Origin of the sequence: Type-D symbiont of Plautia stali, from assembly GCF_001485335.1 — a bacterium.
GTDB classification, from domain to species: Bacteria; Pseudomonadota; Gammaproteobacteria; order Enterobacterales; family Enterobacteriaceae; genus Pantoea; species Pantoea vagans_C.
The window spans coordinates 36680-49351 of record NZ_BBOC01000037.1 but is presented as its reverse complement, the minus strand read 5'-3'; the positions used below and the strand labels follow the sequence as shown (position 1 = coordinate 49351).

Below are 12672 nucleotides of genomic sequence, written 5' to 3'. Positions count from 1 at the left end.
AGCAACGCTTTTCCCCCGCCAAGATAACAAAGTGCATAAAACGTTCGGTCATAGCTTGTCAGCATTCCGGCTTCTTCGGCTTTATTTAGCGCTTTAATCACAAGCAAACGTTGCGTGCAGGATGAAAAACCCTGCGCTTCTGGTCGTTTCTGCCACTCCGCGAGCACGTTCTGAATGATGGGCGAATCCGAGATAGCATTCCAGGCACGCCTGTTTAAACGGACAGTCACAGGTAACCCGAGGTGTACATGTTGTGATGTGATATCTATCTGCTGCCACCCACTCAGACCGGGCATCCACCACAGGGCAATATCCTTGAACAATTCAGGATGCCAGTTGCTCTGTTTTTCTGCCGCCAGTACGGGTAATGCGTGGCTGGCATAAAAACGCACCAGCATAGCTTTATCATCAGGCGTCAGAATCACACACCCTCGTGATAGCTGGATGGCCAGCGATTCCAGGGGCCGTTCGGACACCAGCACCCCCTGACATGCGGACAAAGTAGACAGATGTTCGCGCAGTTGCTGCTTACTGGCTGTCTGTAGCAACCAAGGTCCATAATTTTGAAAAGGCACCAACTGCGGGTGCTGGTAAAGTGAGTAAAGGCTGGCGGCATGTTGTGCATAGAACCTGGCAAAAAGCTCTGGCTCCATGGCGCCAGCCTCAAACAGTATAAAGAGATGTTGCTTGGGGCAATCAGGCAAAGTGCTGAACATTAGCGTGTTATCAATCATCCAACCCCCTGTACAACGGCATCGTTAGCACGTATCGCATTTAGCAAACAAGGGAAGCAGACTTCCTGGCTCATTACTGGCTGAACCCTCGTTAACTCAGGTTGTTCACTTTGAATCCCACCCTTCATCACCGCCTTCACCTTGCCGATATACCGCCCGACGGTGCCGTACTCAATTTTCCCTGCCTCGATCTTCAGGTAGCTGCCGCCACCAATCAGCGTGATGCGCTTTTTCGCGGCAAAGAGCACGTCCTGCTCGGCACTCATGCTGAGTTTCTTCTCCGACAGCAACTGCATCGCCGCATTCTGCGCCTGCATCACCAGCGGCCCTTTACTTGCTATGAGGCTCAGTCTGCCGCTGCGGGCAAACAGTCCGGCACTTTCTCCGGCCATAAGGCTGACATCCTCCATCGCACCTGCGCTGATATCCCCGCCCGCGTTGATCGCCACATTCTCCGTTGCTGCCATCAGCAGATGTTCACCGCTGGCAAACGCCATACCCTCCGGCGCGGCAAAGTGGACAAGTTCATTGAGTGGCTTCAGACGTTCATTAAACATCGCCAACTGCGCACTGAGGTCCGCACGCAGCGCCTGCGCCTGCTGCATCGCCGTGTCCAGCTGTTTCATCAGTTCAAGGCACAGTTCGATTTCCCGCAGCGCGGCGTCCATCTCCAGCACCTCACCCACCGCTTTCTGCTGGCCGTCTGCGGTGACAAACAGCCCCTTTGCCACGCGGATCACGCCGTGCTCGTCGGTTCTCAGTTCAAAACCCGCACCGCGCTGTTTCCCCTGCGCATCCGTGATGTGCCCCTGGTTAAGCTGGGTTTTGCCGTATTCGGTGGAGAGCACTACGTGCTCGCTGCCGCGCTTGTCCTCCATACGCAGCTCATTACGCGCAGGGGTGCGCAGGATGTTCTGGCTGCGGTTGTCACGGCTGACAATGTCGGGATGTTCAGAGTCGTGGAGGGCGTGCGCAATATAAGGCCGGTCCGGGTCGCCGCCGTCAAAGGCGATGGCGACTTCTGTGCCCTGCACCAGCGGCGTATGCCAGCCGTGCGTATCACCGGCATAAGGTTTCGCCTGTCGCAGCCACAGGTAGCTGTAGCCGGACTCGCTGATGTCGCGGTCCATGTCGAGCTTCACCCTGTAGCGGCCTTGCGCATCCAGCCACGCGTAAATATCGTCCCCGTGACGGCTCTCAACGCGGGCGGGCAAGGTTCCGCTGATAACCGGGCGCGAAAGAGGTGCAGGCCGCATGACATACTGTTCGCTGTACGGAATGCCCCACAGCGATACCTGAAGCTTACGGTCACGCGCGCCGTGAAAGGTGGCAAGGCGAATCACCATGCCGTCGGCCAGTTCTCCGCTGCTATCATCGCTGACGTTCAGCAGTTGCCCCGGCGAAAGCGCGTCGCTGTTGCTGAACAAATGCAGGCGCGCGGCATGGTTCAGCGACCGCTCATGATGTAGCCGGGCGAAAAATGCACCGCTCTCGGGTTCTGCCGTAGCATCGTCGCCCGCCATCGCAAACGGCTCCGCGTAGCGATAGTGTTCGCCGGTAGTGATGGCGTGGCTGCGCACGGCGGCTTTTGCCTCGCCCGGTTCTGCCGCCTGACGGTAGTTATAATCCTTCACCGCCACGCCGCCGGTCACCACGTCATGCCAGCTGCGCAACCCCCACACTGCTTCCCGCCCGGCGTCATGCAGGCCGGACAACTCGCGGCACAGCAGCGTGACGCCTTCGGTATATCCCTGCTGGCTGTCGGAAAAAATCAGGGTTTCTGTTTCGGTGGCAGAATTCATCTCGCTGCGGAACCAGATGCCGGTTTCCGCCAGGATGCGGCGCAGAAAGTCGAGGTCGCTTTCGCGCCACTGGGTTATCAGTTCGCGCGTTGGCAGCGGCTGCGTCAGACGGAACTCGAATTCAGGACCCTCATAGCCGTGTTCGCGCAACAGTTGCTCCGCCAGCTCCGGCACGCTCAGGTTCTGAAACACGCGGCTGCGGCGGGTGCGGGACAGCAGCGCCAGACGGGATTCCAGCCGGATACGGTAGTGCGACTGGTCCACTGTAGTGGCAAGCCAGTCAAATCCGGTGATCACGCCGTACACCCGCTTGCCGCTGCGCATGCTGAAGCTGGCAAACTCCATCAGCACATCCTGCATCGCCATCGCCTGCGCGCAGGTAAACTCAATGTCCCAGCGGAACGGCTCGCTCAGGGCTTCACGCCCATAAAACTTCAGCACGTCCGGCTGAAGAGCACAGTTGTGAATGTCGAGGCGGTAAGGGTTCTGACGGGGGAACAACTCTGACCACGTTTCCATGTGCATTACTCCTTCACCGATAGCAGGCTCAGTGTCCCGCTGCCAAGCTCAATAACGCGCGGATAGTCGGGGTCGATGTCATTACGCTCCAGCACCAGTCGCCAGCGGTTGTTGACCAGGTCAGGCTGGTTAAACAGTGCAATCACCGCTATATACTTCGCCTCTTCATCCATCGGCACGTTGAGGCTGGCATGACCGCCCGGCATTACCAGCAGTGAACGTGACAGCAACACATCCTCTTTCAGCACCCGATCGCCATCGCGCAGCAGTGAGGCATAATCAGCTGCTTCAATCGCCTGTTTGTCTTTCAGCTGATAGACACGCACCATGGTAGCAAGCGGTGTCTGGCCGCCATCGGCGTTAACAGCAGCACGTGGCACGAAGTCGAGGTGTAGCACTTTGATCTTTTTGTAGAAGATCGATTTAGTCACGTTAACCGTTCCGTCAGTGACGGTCTGGGTCAGGCCACAACCCGCGAGCAGACCGCAGACAGAGAGCAGCAGAATGCGCCATCCGGAGCACACAAACATAGTCAGATTCCTTTCACAGGGGTTATTCGAAACGGTAATGACCGCTGGTAGCGGGCTGGCTCCTGGAGAGCAACATCCCTTCGTAGCATCCGAGGTTGATAGTCAGCTGCTCTGGCTGGTTATTCAGCCTGCCGGGTTTTAGCCCCAGAACGCTGGTTCGCCCGAGGATCAGGCGCTGTTTTCTGTCGAGGCGCGACTCGGGAAGCAGTGACCTCGGAATAGTCAGTTGCAGACGTGCGTCGCTGCGGTAACCCATATAGACACGCAGCAGCGCCAGCAGGTCGGTATGCAGATGATTTCCAGGTAGCCAGCCCTGCGCCTCAGCAGGGTCTTGAGTGAACAGTGAAATCCGCACCCGGCTGTTACCCTCACGGGCGGATTTGCCCAGCACCGCCCGTTGCGACAGTGACACCTGGTTTTTTTACTGAGGCCGCTGCGGTTATGCATCGGGATAATCACCGGATCGTGCTCAGAAATGCGAGCTTCCGTCGCTGGGGCCAGCAAACGGACCAGCGCCTGGATCCCCTCCGCGTTGCGCGTCGGCAGCCGCATGGTGCCGAGCAGTGCCAGAAAGCGCGACACCGGCGTGGCCACGTGCTGTGCAGTACCCGGTATACCGAGCCCCACCAGCCCCAGCAGGCACTGCGAGGTTTTATCCGTGCCGCCCGCTTCAAAGGAGGCCGGATAGGCGTATTTTCGCCAGATGCGGTAATACTGCGTGGTGATGCGGTGGCTGAAAATATCCAGAAACGCGGTGAGCGCCTCGTGCCCTTCGCGCCGCTGGGCAATATCATCGAGATAAGATCCCGGCAGCGGTGAGTCCACGCCATACATGCCGAGAAAGGTGGTGCGGACGGTCGACGGCAGGTCCCGGTTATCCTCATCCCACTCCACGGCCCGCATCTCGCTGACGGGAAAGCCCATCCTCGGCCAGGGTCGGAACCGAACCGGATCATGGCCCGGATGGCTACTCGCCCCCAGCAGCGGCTTGCCGGGATTCTCCTGCTCCAGTAACTGGCAGTAGCGGTAGAAATTGACCCGCCATATTTCTTTGCCCAACTTCGCCGTCAGCCCGGTATGTGCTGGCTGTGATTCTCCCGCCATTGCAGTCTCTTCCCTGTGGGTTGCAGAACCAGCGTAAGCTGATTAAAAAGATGGATATCGGCATACAGCGCGAAGAAGCGATGCAGCATTTCGCCGAACAGGTTGATGTCGCCTTCACCCGCGAAGTTGTCGGCGTTCAGCGTGACTTCAATATCCACGCCGCGCAGCATGAAGCCGCATTCAAAACGACGGATAAGCGTGTGCTTCACCGCCACAATCGCCTCCAGCCGACGCCGGTTCATCTCATCATCCGTCCAGTCGTAGAGCGCCAGCGTGCCGCGCAGCACCTCCGGGTTATCCATCATGCTGAGGAAGTTAGAGCCGAGATGGCTCATCACCCGCCAGTGAAATCGGTCGGCAGCCGGGGGATAGAGCGGCATGGTCGGCATGGTGAGGTTCATCACCGTCACCGGCACTTTGCCGGCCTTTACCACCCGGTCAAGCAGCGTGCTCTCCAGCGCCCGGCGCGGCAGCTGACCGTTGGTGCCGGTGATGCGCACGGAAAGCGACTCGGGCTTTTCAGTCAGCTTGTAGAGGTCGAACGCACTTCCGCCGAGGATCACCCATGTGTCCACCATGCCCGATGCACCGCGTTTAACGCGGGTGTGGAAATAGCGCTCCGGCGCGTCATGCCGCATCATGCCGCCCTTGTGACGAAAGCTGCTGAACGGCACGTAAGCCTGTTTGCCCTGCTTCATAGAGCCGTGGATTTCGTCCACGCTGTAAATCTCGGTGTGCCCGTCCTGTTGCCGCAGCGGGCGCAGCAGATACTCATTTTCCAGCGGGTCCAGCATCAGCGGGTCCGCTTCCAGGCCAAAGAGGTTGATCACCGGCGCGCAGTGCAGGCGAAAGTTTTCGGTTTCAAACGGCAGATCGGCTGACCAGGTTTCAGAGAGCACCACGTCCAGTTCAAACCAGGTGGACTCGCTGTTGAGTCCGATGCTCTCAAGTCCGCGCAGTTCCAGAAACATAAATTTTTGACGGAAGCTGAAATACTCCAGCAGCAGCTGATAGCCACTGAAAGCACTCTCACCTTTTGGCCACAGCCGGTCGGTATCGTCAAACCCCATCGGACGGAACCAGCCGTCAAACCGGGAGCGTTCGCCGTGAGTACCGGCGTGACTGACATAAACGGCCTGCACCTGGCGGGTCAGCGCCAGATGCAGCGCAGAAGCAACCGGCCCGTCGGCGCAGAGGTAGAGCGTAACCTTATCGATGCCGCACTTGGTCCAGTCCACACCCGGCGGGCAGGTGAAACGCAGACGGATCGCCGAACGACCATTGGTTTCGGTATGCAGACGTGCCTCACTCAGGTGGAGTGGCTGCAGCGCCATGTCGCGGGTCGTGCGGTACTGGCAGGCAGTACGATGCTCACCGACCGGACGTGACAGTACCGAAAAGCCAGACGGCAGTGTTTCCGCCTGGCGTAGCTGTTGCCATTGCGGCGTGAACGCCACCACCGAGAGAGAAGGAATGGTGCGCATGTAGTGCGGCCAGAGCAGACTGACCAGACCCTCAGTGAGCTCGGGCAAATCGTCATCCAGCTTTTCGCGCATCCGCCCCATCAGAAAGGCGAAGCCCTCAAACAGACGCTCGACGTAGGGGTCGCGCGCACCGGGCTTGTCCATATTGAGCATCGCTGCACGATCGGGGTGAGCGCGCGCGAACTCTTTTCCTGCTTCACGCAAATAGCGCATTTCGGCTTCGTAATAACGCAGGGTTAAATCATCCATGCTCAGACTCCTGGTGTCTTTATTTCTGTCAGTTGCAAAGGATCAGCGCTCGTGCGGGGTCCATCTTGATCATTATGGCCATCAATCGTTCCATCTCAGGCGCAAGTCGAAGCTTTTCCGGTTCGCTGCGCGCGGATTTGACGCGTAATAGCTTGAGGCGACGCGAGCAGACTTCAAACATCAGCGCAGGCTCCCACTCCGTGAGACTAAGCTGCGGGGCGCTGTCACTAAGTTCTGCCAGCAAGTGCAGCGCCATATCGTTGCGGCCAAATTGCTCGGCCACTCGCGCCATCAGCAGGCGCAGCAGCCAGCGGCTGCGAGGCGAGTGGGTACCCGGTCGGGTCTGTAACCATGTCAGCGCCGCTTCCGGTCCGTCGCTGTCACCTTTCGCCATCGCTTCCGCTTCCAGCGAGAGCACGTCATCCTGATCAGTACCCGATATAGCTACCGGCAGCTCAGTAAAGCTGGATATCCCCCCCTTCACCTGTTCATTAATCCAGTTTAGGGTGACCTCATCGGCAAACGGCGATCCGTCGTTCCAGGCAAGGGTTTCAAGCCCTGTAAGCCGCTCCAGCAGCAGCTTAAGGTCGGCAACCACGTAATCGGCATACTGTTCCCAGGGCTGCCCCGCGCGGGAGAGTCCCTGCCAGAGATACCACTGCACATCGAGGCTGAAGTGATTCACGCCCTCGCAGAAGATGTCCGTCGCGGCGTCCACCAGTTCCAGCCAGCTCTGCTGTACATACAGGCGTTTAAGCTGAGACCGGTAGTCGCCTTTTGGCGGCGGCAGGCGCGTCCGGTTGCTGGCATCCATCGGCGGTATTTCGCCGACGGTATCCCAGCGCACGCTTTTCATCAGCCGGTGGGCCGCCAGCCAGCCTGCGGGCTGATCGCTGAGCCACGCCGACAGCAGCTTTGCCTGGTCCAGCAGGTCGCGGCCCGACTTGACCGGGGCCAGCTGCAGGCTGGCGGGTGCCATGCTTTCAGCGGCGCGGCTGCTGTTCTGCGGCACCAGCGCACCGGCACCGCCGGAGCGGTCCAGCCGCTGACTCAGTGCGTTACGCAGTCCGGCCAGAGAAGGGTGTTCCTGCTCGTCAAAACGTGAAAACAGGTGTTCCAGCTGGTCGAGCGCCGCCGTGGTTAAGGCGGCGTCTTCACTGACCACTTCCGGCCAGCGCAACAGGACGTCGGTGAATTTGTCACCGTTTAGCCATTCGACAGCGGCTTTACGGGCCTGCGGCCTCAAGGGATGAAGCGCCGGACCAAAGCGGTCGACCATCGCGCACAGCAGGGTCAGCCCCTCGCCCAGCCCTTTCTCACCGTCGCGTGCCAGCCGTGCCAGCGTGTACCAGGTAACAGCGCGTATATCCTTTGCGCGGGTGGTCAGCACGCTCTCGGCAAGGTTACACAGCCTATCGGTATCCATCCCCGTCAGCTTGTTGATTTCTTCCCGCATCGCCTGGAAGTCATCGTCATAGGCGGGATCTTCGCCCGCAGGGAGCTGCGCGGATAAGGGTTTAAGCCAGTTTTCCCAGTGCAACATAAACTGCTGGATATCAGCGTTTGATGAGTCAGTTTCAGTACCGTTCATGGCGCTCCCTGCACGTCAGATTTATTGTTGAACACCACGGAATCTCGTTGATGATGCATCAAGCGCGTCATTCCGGCACCTCGTCATCCAGCGCCAGCGGGGCGGCATCCACGTCAAAGATGTTTTCCGGCAGCGTAAAGCCCCTGAGCCTGAGCAGCATCAATGGCCCCTCCCCCAGTTCACTGCGCAGGATAAATTTTAGGGTCTTCCCGTCCGTGGTCGTCCAGGTCAGCTGGGTACGGCTGCTGTCCAGCGCGGTGACCTGCGCTTTTTCCAGCAGGCGGATAAAGCCCCAGTTGCCCTTGTAATTGCTGTACAACTGCATACCGCCACTGGTGGTGCTCTGCCAGGTGAGGTTAGCGCCGGGATAGTACGTCTCACCCGGCCAGGTGAAGCTCTGCCAGCCCTCCATCTGGTTGAAGAAATCCAGATTCTGGCCGTCCAGCGCGAACTGGATACGGGCCACATCCTGTGACGGGCGCGCCATCAGCTCAAAGCGTAAACCGGCATCGCCTTTGGCAAAGACCACATCGGTCAGGGTGCCAAGCCGATTGATAGCGTCAAGAAATGCCGGACTGACGCGCATCCCCTGGCTGGCAGAAGGATCCACCACCCAGCGGCTCCCCTCCTGATGGAGGATTCCGCCGAGATTGGCCTTCAGGAAGGCGGTGATACGCCCGGTATCGCCACGTACAAACTGCGCCAGTAAAGGCAAGGAGGCATCGCTGCCGGTGGATTTGAACGGATAGCGTCCGGCGAACGCCGCATTCCACTGGCTGACAATGGTGTTCTGCCAGCGTGTATTCAGGCTGTCCGCCGCAGGCGACAGCACCTGACGCCACGCCAGATCCAGCGGCTGAACGAACAGCGCCTGACCAAATCCACTCCACTCCTGGCCCAGGCTGGCGGCGACCAGACTGCTGTAGTCACGGGTCTCGGTAATATCGATGGTTCGGCCTTCAAATACGGTCTGCGCCAACATCTGCGCCATCGCCTGAGGGTCGGGCGCGCTGGTTACCTGCTGCAACTTGAGGCGCACCTGCGTGACGCGCGCCAGCCAGGACTGGAAGCTGAGGTTGCCGTTGCTGCCGGTACCGTCTTTACCCTCCATCAGGCTGGTCAGCGGACCGAACACTGCATCCAGCGGCCCAGTCGGCCCCTGCGCCTGAGCGACCATCTGACGGGGCTTTTTCTCGCGCGTGAGCAATTGTTTAGCTGAGTCCACCAGGGTATCGGCGAGCGCACCGGACTTCTGTCCGGTTTTACCCTGCCAGGCCAGCGTGTTCATCAGCGCCACTAGCGGTGACTGCCGCACGTCAGCCAGCTGATTGAGCTGACCAATGGCCTCCGACAGCGAGCCCGCTTCCACCCACTGGATGCCGTTGATCATATTGAGCCAGACGTTGCCAAAGTCGGTGAAGTAGCGCTCGGTCAGCCTGGCTTTCAGGGCTTCCGGCGATATCTCGCTGCCGGGCTGGCGCGACTTGTCTGTCAGCACCCAGTCAATTTCGTCACGACGGGCACTCACCACCTCGTCAATCGCTTGCTCGACTTGCTCTTCCCAGGCCTGGCGGGTGAACATGCCCGGCACTACCTCCTCGGTGTAGAACAGCGGCGAAGCGTCGGTGTCACCGGTCATGTCGGCCAGCGATGCGTCCGGCCAGTTGCGTCCGACCTTTTTCAGCATCTCCTGATACAGGCCGGACTCCGCATTACGCTGACCAATCTGCTTGAGCAGGATCTGGCGCACGGTGCCAATCAGCTCTCTGTCAGGTTTGATTTTCCATTCAGGGTGCTGGGGCAGATTCTGCGCCTGGAATCCCAGCAGCTTCGGTGCCAGTAACTGCCAGCTTCCGGCGGATACGCCTTGGCGTGCAGGCCATAGAGTCGGCGTGTTCTGCGCCAGCCAGGCGGCATCGACATTGGCCGGGCGCGCCAGCATCAGATAGGCTTTCAGCCAGTCATAAGCCTGACGGGTCTTGTCCTGTCGCGCGCTGCTGGCGGGCGGCAGGCTGACAAACTTCTCTAACTGCGCATGCAGGTGCTGTGCCGCCGCATCGCGCATCAGTTGATTATTCACGGCAGTGTAAAGTGGCCAGAGTGATGCCAGCGTGGCAGCGTCCTGGTTCAGGCCGAAGCGGGTATACCAGGGCGCGCCAGTTGCCTGACGGTGCTGCAGTCGGTCAATCGTCTGCTGCAACTGAAGTTGATTCTGCAGGCGCTGCGCCAGCGGGGCACGGACGTCAGCAGCGATACGGGCCGTTTCGTGCGCCTGATAAATCTGCGTGCGGTTCACCGCCAGCGACAGCAGCGTGCCCGCGCACCACAGCACAAGCACACCTGCTAATGTTAAGCGGGTAACGCGCTGCCAGTCGGTGGTTAATTTACGTGGGCGAGCCACCGTGCAGCACTCTGCCAGGGTATCCCAGACCTCCTCACGCAACAGCACATGGGCATCGTTATCATCACCAGCGCGCGGCGGGCTGAAGAATATGCCGGGAATACGACAGGCGGAGGGCGCATCAGTCAACGACTGAAACGTGCTAATCAGCCGGTTGCCTGTGGCTCTCTCAAGTTCGGCCGCCAGAGAGATATGCCAGTCGTTGCGGTCGTCGGCAACCAGTCGGGCGGTCCCCACTTCGCGCAGCCGGGGGAGCAGCTCATGCAGCAGCGTAGCCAGGTCATTACGCCCGGCCTGCGCGCCCGCCGTAACGGCAACCGGCGCGCTGTTCACATCCTGCACCCAGCGGGTTGGTTGTACTGTCCAGAGCCAGACCGGCACCTGCCAGCCCAGCAGGTCGTCCGCTTTTTGTCGGGCCCGTGCGATGGCGTCGCAGGCGGCTTTCCCGGGCATCTCCTGGGCGTTCAGCACCATCAAAAACCCGTCCGCCGGACGGCTTGGACGCAACCGTTTCAGCTCGGCCAACAGTGTCTCATCCGGCTGCGCCTGCGGCTCACCTGCGTAGACCAGCACAAATCCTTCGCCTTCCAGCCAGCTGTCGCGGCTTAACCCGGGAAAAGCAGCATCGGTATCCGCAACGCTGCCCTGCACCAGCAGGATGCGCACCCGCTTTTGCCAGCGTCGCGTATAGCGAAAGCGCAGGTACGCGCTGACCTGCTCTGCGCTGAAGCGTTTTTCTTCGCGCTCTCGGGGGTATCTACGGTCTCAGAGGCCGTTGCCTGCAGCGCGGCCTTCTGCTTGTTTTTATTCCATCCTGCCAGCAGCCCCTGACTGCCCGCGCGACGACTCAGCGACTCCACCAGCCAGCCGGTGAGCAAAACAACGGCAGCCAGCGCCACCGCAACGGTAAGGATACGGATGCCGTCCAGCGGTGGCATGCCGACAGCAGCCTCAATGGCCTGCGGCCAGGCCCACAGAAGAAAGGCCGAGATAACAATCAGCAAGATAATAATGGCTGTGGTGATACCCACCAGCGAGCGGTTTTTTACATCAGACATTCCCTGTTATTCCTTCCTCTTTTGGTGCATGTTTCACCACCACGACCCAGATGGCATCCTCATCCGGCGTCTGGCTGGCTATGGCGAGTGACTGTCCGGCAGAGAGCGTAGACAGCGTCAGGGCGATACAGACCCAGGGCGCGGCCACACCCGCGTAGCCTGCGGTGTGGTCGGGGGTGTGCAAGGCGTCTGTCAGGCTGAAAGTCGCGCCGCTGGACTCCAGCGCGCCGTTCCAGGCTGAACCCTGCGTCACGGCCCGACCGGTCATCCATCCCCCGCTCAGCTTGTCTGCACCGACATCCGCCCAGAGCAGCGCACGCTTAAGCGTGCCGTCGAGGGTTTCAGTACTGCCCTGCTCCGGACGATGCAGCCTGAGAGCGTTGGGATAATGTTCAGAGGGGCGGTTCGCCAGCACCATCGTGGAGATGGCATCCGCCCCGCCTTCCTCACGGTGCGCGGGCAGATGAACTGCGACGCTGACCAGCACAGACGGCGAGTCTGCCGCGCCATCCAGCCAGCTGTCGAATCCGGCCATGCCCTGCAGGCTGATGCGGCTGAACACCCTGCCCGTTTGCGCCTCGAGCTGACGAAGGATGGCCATACAGGCTTCAGTCTGTTCCGGCAACTCGCTGTCAATCTGCAGCCAGCAGTGCAGGTCTTCCCGCAGCGGGGCAAGGATATCGGCAACCCAGGCCGTCACAGGGCCGATGAAATCAGGTCGCTCTGCGCTGCCCTCTGCAGCATAGTGCGGCAGCGCGGCGTAATGGACCGGCGTGGAATACGCAGACTGAGGCTGCATCTCCAGCACCGGGACCGCATGCTGCAGGGTGTCGTTGACCGATTCAGCATCCTGCCCGGCGCGCATTTCAATGCGGCTGCCCAGTACCCAGACGGGCTGCTGACCGCGCAGGGTTTCGCGTCTGATGAGTGCGGTCCGCTCCTGGTTCCAGGACGCCGCACCCACCTGCTCGGTTTTATAAGCGAAGCGACGCAGGCAGAAGAGTAATCCCCAACAACAGAGGGGCAGGCCGGTGAGCGTGAGCCAGAATACGATGCCCTCTCGCGGTCCCTGCCAGAACCAGGTGCCGACAACGACAACCGTGACAAGCATCACCAACAGGAATATCAGCCACCGGGACATGGCTGGACGAACAACCCTGGTCGCTTCGTCCGGAATGGCATCCAGCCAGACAGGCATAG

The 12672-nt window shown here is 60.1% G+C and carries 6 protein-coding genes and 2 pseudogenes; all 8 read right to left on the bottom strand.

Going from position 1 to position 12672, the window contains the following annotated elements:
* Nucleotides 1-734, bottom strand: a 734-nt coding sequence (locus PSSD_RS13370; protein WP_058972565.1) for a DUF4123 domain-containing protein, incomplete at its 3' end; no start/stop codon positions are given.
* Nucleotides 731-3055, bottom strand: a complete 2325-nt coding sequence (locus PSSD_RS13365; protein WP_058972564.1) for a type VI secretion system Vgr family protein — start codon at nucleotides 3053-3055, stop codon at nucleotides 731-733. The genes PSSD_RS13370 and PSSD_RS13365, both read right to left, overlap by 4 nt.
* Before the next feature lie 5 nt (nucleotides 3056-3060).
* Complete coding sequence (tssJ, locus tag PSSD_RS13360) at nucleotides 3061-3585, bottom strand: type VI secretion system lipoprotein TssJ (RefSeq protein WP_058972563.1); 525 nt, start codon at nucleotides 3583-3585, stop codon at nucleotides 3061-3063.
* A 22-nt stretch (nucleotides 3586-3607) separates the two neighbouring features.
* Nucleotides 3608-4689: pseudogene (tssG, locus tag PSSD_RS13355) on the bottom strand (type VI secretion system baseplate subunit TssG).
* Nucleotides 4653-6422 carry a type VI secretion system baseplate subunit TssF gene (gene tssF, locus PSSD_RS13350; protein ID WP_058972562.1) on the bottom strand — a complete coding sequence of 590 codons (1770 nt, stop codon included), beginning with the start codon at nucleotides 6420-6422 and terminating at the stop codon, nucleotides 4653-4655. Before tssF ends, tssG begins: the two are co-directional and overlap by 37 nt.
* Nucleotides 6423-6450: 28 nt before the next feature.
* The gene (gene tssA, locus PSSD_RS13345) at nucleotides 6451-8013 is read right to left on the bottom strand and encodes a type VI secretion system protein TssA (RefSeq protein ID WP_058972561.1); all 1563 of its coding nucleotides are present in this window, start codon (nucleotides 8011-8013) and stop codon (nucleotides 6451-6453) included.
* 67 nt (nucleotides 8014-8080) lie between these two features.
* Nucleotides 8081-11472: pseudogene (locus PSSD_RS13340) on the bottom strand (ImcF-related family protein).
* Nucleotides 11465-12670: a KPHS_23130 family T6SS system protein gene (locus PSSD_RS13335; protein WP_058972560.1), complete on the bottom strand. Its 1206-nt coding sequence runs from the start codon at nucleotides 12668-12670 to the stop codon at nucleotides 11465-11467. Before PSSD_RS13335 ends, PSSD_RS13340 begins: the two are co-directional and overlap by 8 nt.
* Between the last annotated feature and the right edge of the window lie 2 nt (nucleotides 12671-12672).